Raw genomic sequence first — 14,888 nt, 5'->3', positions numbered from 1 at the left:
TACATCCCAATTGCGATGGCGTAAGACCCATCCAAAGAGTACCTGAAGACGGGGAGTGAGCAGAATGTCTGACGACTTCGAACTGGACACCGATGATCTGCAGCGCCGCATGGATGGCGCAATGGCCAATCTGAAAACCGAATTTGCATCATTGCGAACAGGGCGTGCTTCGGCCTCGATGCTGGAACCTGTCATGGTTGACGCTTACGGCTCGATGACACCGATCAACCAGGTGGGCACAGTGAACGTGCCCGAACCGCGTATGGTCACTGTAAACGTCTGGGATAAGTCATTGGTTGGTAAGGTAGAAAAGGCCATTCGCGAAAGCGGCCTTGGTATCAATCCGCAATTGAACGGCACCATCATTATGCTGCCGATACCCGAGTTGAACGAAGAACGCCGCCGCGAGTTGAGCAAGGTCGCCGGTCAATATGCGGAAAGCGCGCGCATTTCGATCCGCAACGTGCGTCGCGATGGCATGGATCAGATCAAGAAGGCCAAAGCGGACGGCATGTCGGAAGATGACCAGAAGCTTTGGGAAAGCGAAGTTCAGGACATGACGGATGAGATGATCAAGACCGTGGATGCTGCGCTTGAAACCAAGCAAGCTGAAATCATGCAGGTCTGAGCCGGACTGATGCCAAAAGACCCGCAAACCGAGCTGGAGTCCGGCCCGCGCCATGTGGCCATCATCATGGATGGCAATGGTCGCTGGGCGCAGGCACGCGGCCGTCCCAGGCTGTTCGGCCACCATGCCGGGGCGCGGCGCGTGCGCGAGGTTGTCGAGGCCTGCCCAGGATTGGGGATCAAGTACCTGACGGTGTTCGCTTTTTCGACCGAAAACTGGAAGCGGACCCAGGTAGAAGTTGCCGGCCTGATGAACCTGTTCCGCCGCTATATCATCAAGGAAACCCGGACACTTGCGGAAAATGGCATCCGCGTTCGATTCATCGGAGATCGGGTCCGGCTGGATTCCAAGTTGATCGAGTTGATGGACTCGCTGGAAGAAGAAACCAAAAACAACGATCTTGTTCATTTGACCGTCGCGCTGAATTACGGTGGGCGCGACGAAGTCGCGCGCGCCACCAAGCGTCTGGCGCGGGATGTGGCTGAAGGGCGATTGAAACCCGAAGAGGTGGATGAAGAAACCCTTCCTAAGTATCTGGATACGCGGGTTCTTCCTGATCCCGACCTTGTGATTCGAACCAGCGGTGAAGCGCGGATTTCAAATTTTCTTCTGTGGCAGTCGGCTTACTCGGAATACGAATTCATCGATACCCTCTGGCCGGATTTTACTGCTGCTGAACTGGCCCGCCTGTGCCAGAATTACGGTACCAGAGATCGGCGGTTCGGAGCGGTTCTGGCATGAGAGACGGCCGATGGTCTGACCTGACAACACGGGTTCTTTCTGCTGCTGTTCTGGTCGTGATCGGATCAATCGAGGTCTGGCTTGGCGGGTGGTGGTTCGAAACATTCATTGCCGCAGCCTGTGGTCTGATGACGTGGGAATTGGTTCGGATGATCGACCCGCAGGCCCGCGGCGTGGCCGTGCAGTTGGGAATTCTGACAAGCATCACCGTGGTTCTCAGCTATCATCTGCCGCCGATTTACACTTTGCCGGTCGTGTTTGCGCCTGCGCTTGTGGGCGTGGGGCAGATCAGTCGCTCGAAGGTTCTGTTCGGGATGTTTGTGATCTGGATCGTCGGGGCCGGGCTGGGTTTCATCTCGATCCGGGAAAATTCCGGTTTTGGCTGGATGGTTTGGCTGATTGCTGTCGTGGTCGCCACGGACGTCGCGGGCTATTTCGTGGGCAAGGCGGTTGGCGGGCCGAAATTCTGGCCCAAAGTCAGCCCGAAGAAGACGTGGTCGGGAACCGCCGGCGGGTGGGCCGCCGCGGCATGCGTCGGTGCAGTTTTTGCAAGCCTGGCCGGCTTTGGATTCACTTTTGTCGTTGTTTCCATTTTGGCTTCAATGGCAAGTCAGGCCGGTGATATTGTTGAAAGCGCGGTCAAACGCAAGTTCGGTGTCAAAGACAGTTCGAACCTGATACCGGGCCATGGCGGCTTTTTGGATCGGTTTGATGGCATGATGGGGGCCGCGCTGTTTGTTCTGATCGCGGGGCTGATCTATTCGCCGGGTGAAATGTAATGCGAAAGGTTTCTGTTTTTGGGGCCACCGGGTCAATCGGGCAGAATACGATTGATCTGATTTCGCGCGCGCCGTCCGAGTATGACATCGTGGCCTTAACCGGTGGCGCCAATATTCAAAGGCTTGCAGATGATGCGCGTCGGCTCGGTGCCGATATTGCCGTCACCGCTCATGAAGACCGGCTTGATGACCTGCGTACCGCTTTGGCCGGCAGTGGCGTCGAGGCGGCTGCGGGTCCCGGCGCGATCGTCGAAGCTGCGGCACGACCGGCGGATTGGATCATGTCGGCCATTGTCGGCTCGGCCGGGTTGGCACCGGGTATCGAGGCGTTGAAACAGGGGACGACGCTGGCACTGGCCAACAAAGAGACATTGGTCTGCGCAGGATCACTGGTTCTGGAAACGGCCAAACGGCATGGTGCGCGATTGCTGCCGGTCGACAGCGAACATTCGGCGGTGTTCCAGGCTCTGGTCGGTGAAGACATCGAAACAGTCGAGCGTGTGATTATCACCGCCAGCGGCGGGGCGTTCCGTGATTGGCCCCTGAGTGAACTGGTGAATGCGACGGTTGAACAGGCCTCCAGCCATCCGAATTGGGATATGGGGCAGCGTATCACCATCGACAGCGCATCCATGTTCAACAAAGCGTTGGAAGTCATAGAAACAAAAGAATATTTCGGAGTCGATCCGGATCAGATCGAAGTGCTGTTGCATCCGGAATCCATAGTGCACGCCCTGGTCGGCTATCGTGATGGCGCGATGATGGCCCATATGGGGGCACCCGATATGCGCCACGCCATCGGTTACGCGCTGCATTGGCCCGAAAGACGGGAATTGCCGATACAGCGGCTTGATTTGGCAAAACTTGGGAAACTGCGTTTCAACGCGCCGGATCTGGCACGTTATCCCGCATTGAAATTGGCCCGGGACGTGATGGCGCGTGGCGGCCTTGCAGGCGCTGTTTTCAATGCCGCGAAGGAACGCGCGCTGGATCATTTTATCGCCCGCCGGACCGGATTTCTGGATATGGCTGATGCCGTCGCCGCGGTTCTCGACAGGTTCGACGCGTCAGGCAGCCTTATTGATGCCCCGATGACCCTTGATAACGTACAGCAAACCGACCATCTGGCACGTCAGTGGGTCGATGACGCTGTGGTGGAACGAGCAGGATAGAATTTTGGACGTACTTTCGCTAATCCCGCAAGTTGGCAATCTTCTCTGGACGATTGTCGCGTTTGTCATCGCGTTGTCGGTCATCGTCGCGGTGCACGAATACGGCCACTACATTGTGGGGCGGTGGTCCGGTATTCATGCCGAGGTCTTCTCGATCGGGTTTGGTCCGGTTCTCTGGAGCCGTGTCGACAAACGGGGGACCAGATGGCAGATCGCGTTGCTGCCGTTTGGGGGGTACGTAAAGTTCCTGGGCGATGCCAATGCAGCATCGGGCAAGGATGAAAAGGCGATGGAAGGCATCGCCACCCAAAGCCCGGAAGAGCTGCGTCGCACCATGCACGGTGCGCCTTTGTGGGCGCGTACAGCCACGGTCGCGGCCGGGCCTGTGTTCAACTTCGTCATGTCCATTCTGGTGTTTGGCCTGATTTTCTGGTCACAGGGCGTATCGAAAGAGCCGCTTACAGTCGGATCGTTGCAACCTTTGCCGGGCACTGTGCAGGAGCTGAGAGAAGGTGATGTGATCACGGCCATCGCCGGCATCCCGACACCTGACTATGATGAAGAGGGCGCCTGGCAGGACTTTATCGAGGCACTGCCTGTGGAACCGGTTCTGGACTACACGGTGATCCGGGACGGTGAAGCCCTGGATGTGCAAGCACCATGGATGTTTCCCCCCCTGATCCGCCAAGTGGCCCCACGCAGCGCGGCCATGGATATCCAACTGAAACAAGGCGATGTCATCACGTCTGTGAACGGGGAACCAATCTTTGCTTTCGAGCAGTTGAAGGATTTTGTCGAAGGGTCCGAAGGCCGGGTTCTGCTGTTGGACGTCTGGCGGGATGGGTCCGAGCTGGAATTCGCATTGGCCCCCCGACGCACGGATGAACCTCAGCCGGATGGCGGTTTCGTCACCCATTGGCGGATTGGGATCATCGGGGGCATGATGCTGGAGCCGGCAACTGAACCGGCCGGTATTCTGGATTCACTGACCGGCGGTGTCAGACAGACGGGCCGTATCATCGAAGGGTCGCTGTCGGGTATGTGGCACATGGTGACAGGTGCAATCAGCACCTGCAACATCTCGGGGCCGATCGGAATTGCCGAAACCTCGGGGGCAATGGCCAGCCAGGGGGCGCAGAACTTCATTTTCTTCATCGCGGTCCTGTCGACGGCGGTCGGATTGCTGAACCTGTTTCCGATCCCGGCACTGGATGGCGGGCATCTCGTGTTCTACGCCTATGAAGCCATTGCAGGGAAACCACCCAGTGACGGGGCCTTGCGGGTGCTCATGGGGGTAGGGATCACGATAATCCTCACCCTCATGCTGTTTTCAGTGAGCAACGATCTGTTCTGCTGATTGTGGCGCGCGGCGCAAGATTGGGCCGCAATATTGCCTCATTCTGACGTTATGATTTCTGCGTCTGAGGAAAAAGCCATGACCAAAACGCTGAAAAAATCTTATCAGAGCTTTAGCTTCCTGTTCGTGTTGAATTGGGATGTTCTGCTGAGCTTTGCGGTTACGGCTTTGGCAATGGCAGGTGCCGCCTATCTGGCGGCCATGTGATTCTTACTGAAATCAACGTCGTCAATTTGAATGGCAGTCTGCGTGGCTGCTTCTATTTCGCCTTTTGACAAGCTCATTCAATCCCGCTACTCAGCATTAAAGTCTTAAAATTCTGGGTAGAGCATAAAATGACTGACAGGCGAGGGGCGGGCACATCCTGCGGGCAGCAAATGCCAACAAACAATATTTTGTGGCAGGCGCTAGCGGTTCTTTTCCTTTTTGTTGCTGCAAGCTTAATGACTTTTCCGCATGCAGCACTGGCGCAAAATTTCACGATCAATTCGTTTGATGTTGAGGGCAATCGCCGGATCGAAACCGGTACGATCATCGCCCGAACGGGAATCGAACCTGGCCAGACCGTAACTGCCGGCCAGCTCAATGATGCCTATCAGCGATTGCTTGACAGTGGTGTATTTGAAACAGTCGAACTGACGCCGCGGGGGTCTACGCTGGTCATCAAGGTGCAGGAATATCCGACGATCAACCAGATCAGCATCGAGGGTAACGCCCGCGTCAAGGACGACGTGTTGCTGGACGTCATCGAATCGCAACCGCGCCGCGTCTTTACCCCGCAGGTGGCCGAGTCTGACGCCGACATGATTGCCGAAGTGTATTCAGCCCAAGGCCGTGTTGCCGCGACCGTGATCCCTCGGATTATCCGCCGCAGCGACAACCGGGTTGATCTGGTTTTCGAAGTGGCCGAAGGCACGACCATCGAAGTGGAACGTGTCAGCTTTGTCGGCAACCGTGCCTTTTCGGACCGACGCTTGCGCCGCGTTCTGGAAACCAAGCAGGCAACGTTCCTGCGGACGTTCTTCAGGAACGACACCTTCATCGGCGATCGTATCGAGTTCGACAAGCAGGTCATCCGGGATTTCTACCTGTCACGAGGCTATGTCGACTTCCGCGTGAACAGCGCCAATGTCGAGTTTACCAGTGAACGGGATGCGTTTTTCCTGGTGATGAATGTAACCGAGGGGCAGAAGTTCTCATTCGGTAAGATCACGACCGTCAGTGAGATTCCGGGCGTGGATCCGGCCCCTTATCAGGACGCGCTGAAGATCAAGCCCGGCGTGACATATACGCCGACGCTGGTTGAAAATTCGATTACGCGACAGGAACGGCTGGGCCTGAAGCAAGGTGTGGATTTCCTTCGCGTGGAACCACGTGTCACACGCAATGACCGCGATCTGACTTTGGATATCGAATTTGTTCTGACAAAAGGTCCTCGGATCTTTGTCGAGCGGATTGATATTGAAGGCAACACAACCACCTTGGACCGGGTGATCCGCCGTCAGTTCGATACCGTCGAAGGCGACCCGTTCAATCCCCGCGAAATCCGTCAGGCCGCCGAGCGCATCAATGCCCTGGGCTTCTTCGCCGTCGCGGAAGTCGAGCCGCGCGAGGGATCGTCGCCCAGCCAGGTCATTCTGGATGTAGACGTTGAAGAACAACCTACCGGCTCGCTGAGCCTCGGAGGCAGCTACTCGGTTACGGACGGCTTCGGGATTGCCGTTGCCCTGAACGAATCCAACTTCCTGGGTCGTGGCCAGAACCTTGGTGTGTCGATTTCGACCGCGCAGGACTCGGAACAATATACGCTCAGCTTCACAGAGCCTTACCTGTTGGGCCGCAAGCTGCGCTTTGACCTTGGTCTGGGGCTGTCTGCCACCAATTCCGGGTTTGCAAGTTACGACACAAGCAGTCTTTTCTTTGCACCGCAGCTTACCTATGCGATTGGTGAATTGTCGGCTCTGCGGCTCCGCTATGGCTGGGACCGCAGCGAGATGACGCAACAGGACAACGAAGTTAACGGCGCGGTGATTGCTTCTGAAATTGCGCAGGGCAAACGGACGTCCAGTTCTTTGGGACTGTCCTACATTTATGACAGCCGTATCGGCGGTCTGGACCCCAATACCGGCGTTCTGTTCGAGGTTGGCGTTGATGCCGCTGGACTTGGTGGGGACAACAAGTACTTCAAGACCACGGCGCGTGGTATCGCGCAAACCCGGGTATGGAATGAAGAGGTGGTGCTTCGGGCCACGATGGAGCTGGGCGCGCTGCACTGGCGCGGAAACGATTTCAGCCGTACTGTTGACCGGTTTGTGCTGGGGCCCAATACCTTTCGGGGTTTCGAACCTGCGGGTATCGGACCGCGTGACCTGTCCAACGGTCAGGATGACGCGATCGGGGGCAACTACTACTGGGTTGCCCGTTTCGAAACCGATTTCCCGCTGGGTCTGCCCGAGGAGCTGGGTCTGCGTGGCGGCCTGTTCTATGATGTCGGCAACCTTTACAACATCGACAACGTCAATACGGCAGGTGCAACCATTGTCGGTGCAAACGGATCGATCCGCCACGTGATTGGCATTTCGGTGCTGTGGGAAACTCCGTTCGGGCCGTTGCAGTTCAACTTCTCGCAGCCTCTCAAGAAAGAATCTTTCGACAAGGAGCAGAACTTTGACTTTACGATCCAGGCGCGGTTCTGATCCGCGATGCTGAACAAATTGCTTGGCAGAACACGGGGCCCGCTTTGGGCCCTGTGTGCATTTATGACGATGGTCCTGACGCCTTTGGCGAATGCTCAGCAGCTTGGTGTGCCTCAAGCCAGTGTGGTCACCCTGTCCAGTGAAGAGCTGTTTGCCAAGTCCGCTTTCGGACAGCGCGTTTTGCGCGAAATTGAAAAGGAAAGCGCCTTACTGTCCGAAGAAAACCAACGGATTGTCGCGGAACTGAGCCGCGAAGAAAAGGAACTTACCGAGCAGCGCGCCACCATGTCGGCCGACGAATTCCGCCCCCTGGCCGAGGCGTTTGATCTCAAGGTTCAATCCCATCGCGAGGGGCAAAGGGCAAAACTGGACGTTCTGGCCCGTCGCAGCGAAGAAGCCCAGCAGACCTTTTCCGAGATTGTGCGCCCGGTGCTTGTCGATCTGTTGCGCGAAATTGGGGCCAGCGTGATGATCGAGCGATCCAATGTCGTCGTCAGCACGTCCGACATCACCGAAGCCGCAATCATCCGAATAAACGCCGCGATTGGTGATGGAAGCGATTTGCAACAGGGTCAGGGCGAATAGGTTCGCTTGCCCTTGCAGTGCTGTATTGCTAACCACGCAAAAAAAGAAACATCCAAAACGGGATATCTGCATCATGAGCACAGAAACCAAAAGCGCAGACATTCAGCTGATCCAGAGGATCCTGCCGCACCGCTATCCGTTTTTGCTGGTCGATAAGGTGGTAGATATCTCGGGCTATCAGTCGGCGCGCGGAATCAAGAATGTCACCATGAACGAACCGCATTTTCAGGGGCATTTCCCCGGTACGCCGATCATGCCGGGTGTCACCATTGTCGAGGCAATGGCGCAGACCGCCGGTGTGATGCTGGGTGTGGGAATGGACGTCATCGACACCGAGCTGTTGATTTACTTCATGAGCATCGACAAGTGCAAATTCCGCCGCAAGGTCGTGCCCGGTGATGTGCTGGAAATGCATGTGGAAACCGTGCGTGGAAAAAAAGGCGGAAAGCTGTTCAAATTCAGCGGCCGTGCAACTGTCGAAGGCGAAGTTGCCGCCGAGGCGGAATTCTCGGCCTATGTCGACTGGGATATGGAAAAGACAACATGAACGGAGTCCATCCCAGCGCAATTATTGAAGACGGTGCGCAGATTGGACAGGATTGCATCATCGGTCCCTTCTGCCATGTGGGCGCACAGGTGAAACTGGGCGATCGGGTCGAGTTGAAATCGCATGTGGTCGTGACGGGCGATACCTCGATTGGCGAAGATACCGTTGTGTTCAATTTCTCGGTGATTGGTGAGATCCCTCAGGATCTGAAATTCAGTGGCGAAAACACCCGTCTTGAGATTGGCAAACGCAACCGCATTCGCGAGCATGTGACAATCAATACCGGTACCGACGGTGGCGGAGGGGTCACGCGGATCGGTGACGACTGCCTGTTGATGGCGGGCGTTCACGTGGCCCATGACGTTCAGATCGGCAACCGTGTGATCATGGTGAACCATGCCGGCGCGGCGGGGCATTGCATCGTCGAAGACGACGTGATCGTCGGCGGCATTTCGGGCCTGCATCAATGGGTGCGCGTTGGACGCGGGGCCATTATTGGCGCGCTGACCATGGTGCCGAAAGATGTTATTCCTTACGGCCTGGTACAGGCGTCGAGGGGTGAGCTGGATGGCCTGAACCTCGTCGGTCTCAAGCGCAAGGGTGTATCGCGCGAGGATATTTCGGCGCTGCGCGCGGCCTTCAAGGAATTGTCCGACGGCGAAGGCACCTTTATGGATCGCGCCAGTCGGATCGGTGAAGGCAACGAAAGCGATTATGTGCAGCAGATCGTGGATTTTGTCACCGGCCATAGTGACCGATCCTTCCTGACCCCGAGGAAATAGGGTCATGCTTGCGTTGATTGCGGGAACCGGGGCGCTGCCGACCGAAGTTGTTGCGCAGTTGCCAGAACGCCCTTTGATCTGCGCGATGGAGGGGTTTCTGCCGGACACCCTGAGTGCAGATGTCGTGTTTCCTCTGGAACAATTGGGCAGTTTCATCGCTGACCTGAAGGCGCGGGGTGTGACCGATATCTGTCTGGCCGGCGCTGTTCGGCGCCCGCCAATCGACCCTTCCCGCATCGACGCCGCGACGCTGCCGCTGGTTCCGATCATCCAAAAGGCCATTCTGTCCGGCGATGACGGAGCTTTGCGCGCCGTGATCGGAATTCTTGAGGGGGCCGGTCTCACCCTCAAGGCCGCGCATGAGATCGCGCCCGGTTTGTTGCCGCCTGTGGGGTGTCTGACCGAGGCCCAGCCCTCGGATGCCGACATGGCCGACGCTGACCGCGCCGCCGGGATTCTTCGGGCAATGGGGGCGGCGGATACCGGGCAGGCCTGTGCCGTGTCCAAAGGGCAGGCGCTGGCCATCGAGGGGGTATTCGGCACTGCCTGGATGCTGCAATCCCTGACCCAACGCCCCGACGCTGGCGGGGGCATTCTGTTCAAAGGCCCCAAACCCGATCAGGATCGGCGCGCCGATTTGCCCGCCATCGGGCCAGAAACCGTTACCGACGCGGTTGCGGCAGGTTTGTCCGGGATCGTTCTGGAAAAAGGCGGTGTGCTGGTTCTGGAAAAAGAACGCGTCATCGCTGAATGCAACCGTCTGGGTCTGTTTCTCTATATCCGCGAGCGGGCAGTCTGATGCGTGTCTTTCTGGTCGCCGGTGAACCTTCGGGCGACCGGTTGGGCGGCGCGCTGATGGAGGGGTTGAAAACCCTGGTGCCCGAGGTTGAATTCGACGGTGTGGGAGGCCAGCTGATGCAAGCGCAGGGCCTGCGCAGCCGGTTCCCGATGTCCGAGCTGTCTGTCATGGGTCTTGTCGAAGTGCTGCCGAAGTTTTTTCACCTGAAACGGCGGATATCCGAGACGGCACAGGCGGTTCTGGACACGAAACCGGATGTTTTGATCACCATAGACAGCCCGGATTTCAGCTTGCGCGTCGCCAAAATCGTAAAAGCCAACAGCAAAATCCGAACCGTGCATTATGTCGCCCCAAGTGTCTGGGCCTGGCGGCCCGGGCGTGCAGACAAGATGGCAAAGGTCATCGACCATGTGCTGGCTCTTCTTCCTTTTGAACCTCCGTATATGGAGCGGGCAGGGATGGAATGCGACTTTGTCGGCCATCCTGTGGTTGGCGAACCGACTGCCACACCAGATGAGATCGCTGCCTTTCGCAGCCGTTTTGATCTGGGCAATGCGCCGATCCTGCTGGCCCTGCCCGGGTCGCGGCGGGGTGAGATCGAACGTCTGGCAGGGTCTTTCGGCGGCGCGTTGCGGTTGTTTGTCGATGACCACCCGAATTACCGTGTTGTGATCCCGACCGTAGGTGCGACGACCGATCTGATAAATGACTTGGTGCCAGAATGGCCCGGCGCCCCCGTAGTGCTGGACCCCCGCAATGTAGGGGCAGAGCAAGCCATGGCCGACAAACGAGCGGCCTTTGGCGCCGCAAATCTTGCACTGGCCGCCTCGGGCACGGTTTCGCTGGAACTTGCGGCGCAGAATACGCCGATGGTCATTGCGTACAAACTGAACTGGCTGACGCAGAAAATGGCGGAACGGTTGGTCAAGCTGGACACCGTTACACTGGTCAATCTGGTTTCGGAGACACGCGCCGTGCCGGAATGCCTGCTGGATGATTGTCAGCCTCAGAAAATCGCCGAAGCCCTGCGAAAAGTAGCCGACGCACCCGATGCACAACAGCATGCCATGAACCTGACCATGGACAGGTTGGGGCGAGGGGGCGAAGCACCTGGCTTGCGCGCGGCGCGGGCGGTTTTGAACAGAATGCAGCCACGCAATGCTTGATCACGCGTTGTTTGCAGTCTCTGCCGGGATCGCGATGATCTCTACCAATCTGGACAATCTGGCTGTCTTGTTGGGCTTGATCCTGGTGATGGAACAGCGCCGCGCGATCGTGGGTTTTGCCGTCGCTCAGACGATCGTACTTTCCCTGGCCATGACCGTGGCCGTGGGCCTGAACCAAAGCGGTCTTCCGTTTTGGATCGGCTATCTTGGCATTGTCCCACTGGTGTTTGGCTTGCGTGGAATCTGGCATCAGTTTCGCGAGACGGATACCGAAGGCGCGGAGGCAAAAGGGGCGGTGACTTCGGTGGTGACGCTTTTCCTGAGCCTCTCGATAGACAGTTTTGCGGTAATGACCCCTCTGCTTGCGGACTCGGCGCCGTCCTATCGGGGTGTTGCGTTGATCGGTGCCGCCGGCGCGGCCGCCTTGCTGGTTGCTGTTGCGGCATGGGGGGCACCCCACGCCAAAAGCCTTGGCCCACGCGTTGCCCGGCTGGATCGGATTGCGCCATATATCATGGTCTGCGTCGGGCTCTATATTCTCTTCAACTCTCCCACCGATATGTTGTGACCTGGCAAAGAGAGCGCTTCGTCTCGCATATGTGACCTGCAAAGGTCTGTTGCTGGGGCGCAGGTCCAAGGTATCGTGACCCAGAAAAGGAGTTTTCAACATGACCCGCATCCCCCCTTTGTCGGATCAGGAAATGACCGCCGACGCGCGCGCGTCCCACGCTGCATTGGGTGCCTATGGCCCATTTGACAACTGGGCCCGCGTCGCAGCGTATTGCCCTCCGGTTCTGAACCATGTCACGGGAATGCTGACGACCCTGCGAGAGCAGGAGAACCTGCCGCGCCGTGCGCTGGAGCTGGCGATGGTGACGGTATCGAAACTGAATGCCTGCGATTATTGCGTCTCGCATCACACACCGCTGCTGACCGTCGCGGGCCTCAGCCCCGAAGGGGCGGCGCGTCTGCCGGACGTCGAGGATCATCCGGAACTGGATGCCTGTGACAAGGCGGTCGTTCGCTATGCCGAAGCCGTGACGATCCGGTCGGGCCGTATGCGGGATGCCGAAGTGGCGGATCTGAGGGAATGGTTCACCGATGCCCAGATCGTCGAGCTGACCTGGCGCATCGCCTTGTGCGGTGCGTTCAATCGGTTCAACGATGCATTGCAGATTCAGATCGAACCCGAGGTCGAGCCGGTTTCAGCCTAATACCCACGCCAGATCCAGCCGCCGCCGAACACGCGGCTGCCTTCGCTTGCGTAAAATACGCAGGCCTGCCCAGGCGAGATGCCTTCCTCGGGGGTCAGCAGTTCGACCTCGGCCGTGGTGTCCGACAGCGGCCGAATGATTGCCTCGCGCGGTGGGCGGGTCGAGCGGACTTTTACGGACAAGTGCCATTCATCGCGTGACGAGAAGGGTTCATCGCCCAGCCAGTTGATCTCGCGCACCGGAACGACGCGCGTTGCCAGCATCTCTTTCGGGCCGACAACGACCTGCTTTTTGTCGACGTCCAGTTTGACGACGTAAAGCGGTTCGCTGAGGCCGCCGATGCCAAGACCACGACGTTGTCCGATTGTATAGTGGATCACGCCGTTGTGCTGCGCCAGAACGCGGCCATCGGCGTGAACGATCTCGCCCGGCTCAGCAGCACCGGGGCGCAGTTTTTCGATGACGCTGGCATAGTTGCCGTCGGGCACGAAGCAGATATCCTGGCTGTCGGGCTTGTCCGCCACTGACAGCCCATACTGCGCCGCCATCTCACGGGTTGCGTCTTTTGACGGCAGGTGGCCCAGCGGGAAGCGCAGGAAGTTCAATTGCTCTGGCGTGGTCGAGAACAGGAAATAGGACTGATCGCGATTGGCGTCTTCGGCGCTGTGCAGTTCCGGTCCGTTGGCGCCCATCTTGCGTTGAATGTAATGGCCGGTGGCCATGCAGTCTGCCTCGAGATCCTTGGCGGTTTCCAGAAGGTCCTTGAATTTCACGCGTTCGTTGCAACGGATGCAGGGAACCGGCGTTGCGCCTGCCAGATAGCTGTCGGCAAACTCGTCGATCACGGCATCCTTGAAGATGTTCTCGTAATCCAGAACGTAATGTGGAAATCCTCGCTCTTCCGCCACGCGGCGCGCATCATGAATATCGATCCCAGCGCAACAGGCTCCTTTCTTGGCCAACGCCGCGCCGTGGTCATAAAGCTGCAAAGTCACACCGACCACATCATAGCCCTGATCGGCCAGATAGGCCGCGACAACGGAACTGTCGACACCCCCCGACATTGCCACAACGACCCGCGTCTCCGAGGGCGGTTTGGCAAAGCCAAGCGAGTTCAGCGGTGTCTCGGTATCGAGGGCCATTGCAGATTCCAGTCCGGGTTAAGAAAGACCGGCAGAATATAGGAAAATTCTACACACTCTCAAGGGGCGGTTTCACGCGGCTTTAAGTAGGCTGGTGGCAGCTTTGGTGCAGCAAGAAGGGTAAAGCGATGTATTTGCACAAAGTTGAAGGGCCGAGGTCTGTTGCTCTGCCGGATGGATCCATCTTGACGCATGCGGATTTGCCGCCCGCAAACACAAGGCGATGGGTGGCGTCACGCAAGATTCTTGTCGTGCGTGGCGTGCTTTACGGGCTGATCAGCCTGTCTGACGCAAAAAAGAAATACGGCCTGAGCGACGAAGAATTCAACGGTTGGGTTTCTTTGGTCGCGGAACACGGTGTCGAGGCGTTGAAGGCGACAGCGCTAAAAAAGTATCGACAACCTAAAGGAGAGCGTGAATAAATGATTCAACGGTAACGTCAGATTAACCATTCTTGGTCAGGTTTAATTTTAATTGGAATTATTGACCCGAATTGGAGCAGTGAAAAATGCGCATACTTCTTGTCGAGGATGATCCGACCACGTCCAAAAGCATCGAACTGATGCTGACGCATGCGAACCTGAACGTCTATGCAACGGATCTTGGCGAAGAAGGAATCGATCTGGCGAAACTCTATGATTACGACCTGATCTTGCTGGATTTGAACCTGCCGGACATGAACGGGCATGAGGTTCTGCGCCAGTTGCGGATCGCCAGGGTGGAAACGCCGATTCTGATTTTGTCCGGTGCTGATGATACTGAAAGCAAGATCAAGGGATTCGGCTTTGGCGCGGATGATTATCTGACCAAGCCCTTCCATCGCGAAGAACTGGTGGCACGCATCCATGCCATCATCCGCCGTTCCAAAGGGCATTCGCAATCGATCATTCATACAGGGCGAATTGCGGTGAACCTTGATGCAAAAACCGTGGAAGTGGATGGCAAGACGGTTCATTTGACCGGCAAGGAATACCAGATGCTCGAGTTGCTCAGCCTGCGCAAGGGGACGACTCTAACCAAGGAAATGTTTCTGAACCACTTATATGGCGGCATGGATGAACCTGAGCTGAAAATCATCGATGTGTTCATCTGCAAACTGCGCAAAAAGCTCAGCAATGCGACCGGCGGAGAGAATTATATCGAAACCGTCTGGGGCCGTGGCTATGTGCTTCGAGATCCGCAAAGCAACACGCTGGATGAAACACGGATGGCAGTCGGGCTTTGAATTGAACCTCCCGTGCCGCCGGTGGTCCAGGGCGGCACATTGCACTCACGGCTCA

17 protein-coding genes are annotated in these 14,888 nt (G+C 57.4%); 16 read left to right on the top strand and 1 reads right to left on the bottom strand.

The genetic code is table 11. The features are described from left to right. Window positions 1-64: 64 nt before the first annotated feature. The 14 genes from frr to AC2FNN_RS06020 all read left to right on the top strand — a co-directional run bounded on the left by frr (window position 65) and on the right by AC2FNN_RS06020 (window position 12,466). The gene (gene frr, locus AC2FNN_RS06085; protein WP_496757294.1) at window positions 65-628 is read left to right on the top strand and encodes a ribosome recycling factor; all 564 of its coding nucleotides are present in this window, start codon (window positions 65-67) and stop codon (window positions 626-628) included. Window positions 629-637: 9 nt separating this feature from the next. Further along, complete coding sequence (gene uppS / locus AC2FNN_RS06080; protein ID WP_496757292.1) at window positions 638-1,369, top strand: undecaprenyl pyrophosphate synthase; 732 nt, start codon at window positions 638-640, stop codon at window positions 1,367-1,369. Further along, a complete protein-coding gene (locus tag AC2FNN_RS06075) occupies window positions 1,366-2,148 on the top strand; it encodes a phosphatidate cytidylyltransferase (RefSeq protein WP_496757291.1) in 783 nt (260 codons plus the stop codon). Before uppS ends, AC2FNN_RS06075 begins: the two co-directional genes overlap by 4 nt. Next, window positions 2,148-3,320: a 1-deoxy-D-xylulose-5-phosphate reductoisomerase gene (gene dxr, locus AC2FNN_RS06070; protein WP_496757289.1), complete on the top strand. Its 1,173-nt coding sequence runs from the start codon at window positions 2,148-2,150 to the stop codon at window positions 3,318-3,320. The genes AC2FNN_RS06075 and dxr overlap by 1 nt, the downstream gene beginning before the upstream one ends. A gap of 4 nt (window positions 3,321-3,324) precedes the next feature. Beyond that, window positions 3,325-4,677 carry an RIP metalloprotease RseP gene (gene rseP, locus AC2FNN_RS06065; protein ID WP_496757287.1) on the top strand — a complete coding sequence of 451 codons (1,353 nt, stop codon included), beginning with the start codon at window positions 3,325-3,327 and terminating at the stop codon, window positions 4,675-4,677. 78 nt (window positions 4,678-4,755) lie between these two features. Then, window positions 4,756-4,884 carry a hypothetical protein gene (locus tag AC2FNN_RS06060; protein WP_256367495.1) on the top strand — a complete coding sequence of 43 codons (129 nt, stop codon included), beginning with the start codon at window positions 4,756-4,758 and terminating at the stop codon, window positions 4,882-4,884. A 128-nt stretch (window positions 4,885-5,012) separates the two neighbouring features. After that, on the top strand, window positions 5,013-7,373 hold the full coding sequence (gene bamA / locus AC2FNN_RS06055; RefSeq protein WP_171632592.1) for an outer membrane protein assembly factor BamA: 2,361 nt from the start codon (window positions 5,013-5,015) through the stop codon (window positions 7,371-7,373). A gap of 63 nt (window positions 7,374-7,436) precedes the next feature. Further along, a complete protein-coding gene (locus AC2FNN_RS06050; RefSeq protein ID WP_496757286.1) occupies window positions 7,437-7,958 on the top strand; it encodes an OmpH/Skp family outer membrane protein in 522 nt (173 codons plus the stop codon). Window positions 7,959-8,031: 73 nt separating this feature from the next. Continuing rightward, complete coding sequence (gene fabZ / locus AC2FNN_RS06045) at window positions 8,032-8,505, top strand: 3-hydroxyacyl-ACP dehydratase FabZ (protein WP_152457928.1); 474 nt, start codon at window positions 8,032-8,034, stop codon at window positions 8,503-8,505. Then, window positions 8,502-9,287, top strand: a complete 786-nt coding sequence (gene lpxA, locus AC2FNN_RS06040; protein ID WP_496757284.1) for an acyl-ACP--UDP-N-acetylglucosamine O-acyltransferase — start codon at window positions 8,502-8,504, stop codon at window positions 9,285-9,287. Before fabZ ends, lpxA begins: the two co-directional genes overlap by 4 nt. A gap of 4 nt (window positions 9,288-9,291) precedes the next feature. Next, window positions 9,292-10,086, top strand: a complete 795-nt coding sequence (locus AC2FNN_RS06035; protein WP_496757282.1) for an LpxI family protein — start codon at window positions 9,292-9,294, stop codon at window positions 10,084-10,086. Then, complete coding sequence (gene lpxB / locus AC2FNN_RS06030; protein WP_496757280.1) at window positions 10,086-11,252, top strand: lipid-A-disaccharide synthase; 1,167 nt, start codon at window positions 10,086-10,088, stop codon at window positions 11,250-11,252. Before AC2FNN_RS06035 ends, lpxB begins: the two co-directional genes overlap by 1 nt. Next, window positions 11,245-11,820 carry a hypothetical protein gene (locus AC2FNN_RS06025; RefSeq protein WP_496757279.1) on the top strand — a complete coding sequence of 192 codons (576 nt, stop codon included), beginning with the start codon at window positions 11,245-11,247 and terminating at the stop codon, window positions 11,818-11,820. The genes lpxB and AC2FNN_RS06025 overlap by 8 nt, the downstream gene beginning before the upstream one ends. 100 nt (window positions 11,821-11,920) lie before the next feature. Further along, entirely contained in the window at window positions 11,921-12,466 is a 546-nt protein-coding gene (locus tag AC2FNN_RS06020; RefSeq protein ID WP_496757277.1) for a carboxymuconolactone decarboxylase family protein, read from the top strand. Here the strand turns inward: AC2FNN_RS06020 and mnmA are convergent. Further along, entirely contained in the window at window positions 12,463-13,608 is a 1,146-nt protein-coding gene (gene mnmA, locus AC2FNN_RS06015; RefSeq protein ID WP_171725332.1) for a tRNA 2-thiouridine(34) synthase MnmA, read from the bottom strand. The two genes, AC2FNN_RS06020 and mnmA, sit on opposite strands and share 4 nt — an antisense overlap. Before the next feature lie 128 nt (window positions 13,609-13,736). On the opposite strand from mnmA, the gene sciP reads away from it, so the two are divergent. Continuing rightward, window positions 13,737-14,030 carry a CtrA inhibitor SciP gene (sciP, locus tag AC2FNN_RS06010; protein WP_170344350.1) on the top strand — a complete coding sequence of 98 codons (294 nt, stop codon included), beginning with the start codon at window positions 13,737-13,739 and terminating at the stop codon, window positions 14,028-14,030. Between the two features lie 86 nt (window positions 14,031-14,116). Next, entirely contained in the window at window positions 14,117-14,833 is a 717-nt protein-coding gene (ctrA, locus tag AC2FNN_RS06005; RefSeq protein WP_152457936.1) for a response regulator transcription factor CtrA, read from the top strand. Window positions 14,834-14,888 lie beyond the last annotated feature (55 nt).

It is taken from the genome of Ruegeria sp. BHSA118, assembly GCF_059613405.1.
The sequence above is the reverse complement of the archived record's forward strand: the minus strand, read 5'-3'. Positions and strand labels throughout refer to the sequence as shown.

Coding starts and splice junctions, on each gene's coding strand:
- frr (WP_496757294.1), top strand. CDS start 65: ATGTCTGACGACTTCGAACTGGACACCGATGATCTGCAGCGCCGCATG.
- uppS (WP_496757292.1), top strand. CDS start 638: ATGCCAAAAGACCCGCAAACCGAGCTGGAGTCCGGCCCGCGCCATGTG.
- AC2FNN_RS06075 (WP_496757291.1), top strand. CDS start 1,366: ATGAGAGACGGCCGATGGTCTGACCTGACAACACGGGTTCTTTCTGCT.
- dxr (WP_496757289.1), top strand. CDS start 2,148: ATGCGAAAGGTTTCTGTTTTTGGGGCCACCGGGTCAATCGGGCAGAAT.
- AC2FNN_RS06060 (WP_256367495.1), top strand. CDS start 4,756: ATGACCAAAACGCTGAAAAAATCTTATCAGAGCTTTAGCTTCCTGTTC.
- bamA (WP_171632592.1), top strand. CDS start 5,013: ATGACTGACAGGCGAGGGGCGGGCACATCCTGCGGGCAGCAAATGCCA.
- AC2FNN_RS06050 (WP_496757286.1), top strand. CDS start 7,437: ATGACGATGGTCCTGACGCCTTTGGCGAATGCTCAGCAGCTTGGTGTG.
- fabZ (WP_152457928.1), top strand. CDS start 8,032: ATGAGCACAGAAACCAAAAGCGCAGACATTCAGCTGATCCAGAGGATC.
- lpxA (WP_496757284.1), top strand. CDS start 8,502: ATGAACGGAGTCCATCCCAGCGCAATTATTGAAGACGGTGCGCAGATT.
- AC2FNN_RS06035 (WP_496757282.1), top strand. CDS start 9,292: ATGCTTGCGTTGATTGCGGGAACCGGGGCGCTGCCGACCGAAGTTGTT.
- lpxB (WP_496757280.1), top strand. CDS start 10,086: ATGCGTGTCTTTCTGGTCGCCGGTGAACCTTCGGGCGACCGGTTGGGC.
- AC2FNN_RS06025 (WP_496757279.1), top strand. CDS start 11,245: ATGCTTGATCACGCGTTGTTTGCAGTCTCTGCCGGGATCGCGATGATC.
- AC2FNN_RS06020 (WP_496757277.1), top strand. CDS start 11,921: ATGACCCGCATCCCCCCTTTGTCGGATCAGGAAATGACCGCCGACGCG.
- mnmA (WP_171725332.1), bottom strand. CDS start 13,608: ATGGCCCTCGATACCGAGACACCGCTGAACTCGCTTGGCTTTGCCAAA.
- sciP (WP_170344350.1), top strand. CDS start 13,737: ATGTATTTGCACAAAGTTGAAGGGCCGAGGTCTGTTGCTCTGCCGGAT.
- ctrA (WP_152457936.1), top strand. CDS start 14,117: ATGCGCATACTTCTTGTCGAGGATGATCCGACCACGTCCAAAAGCATC.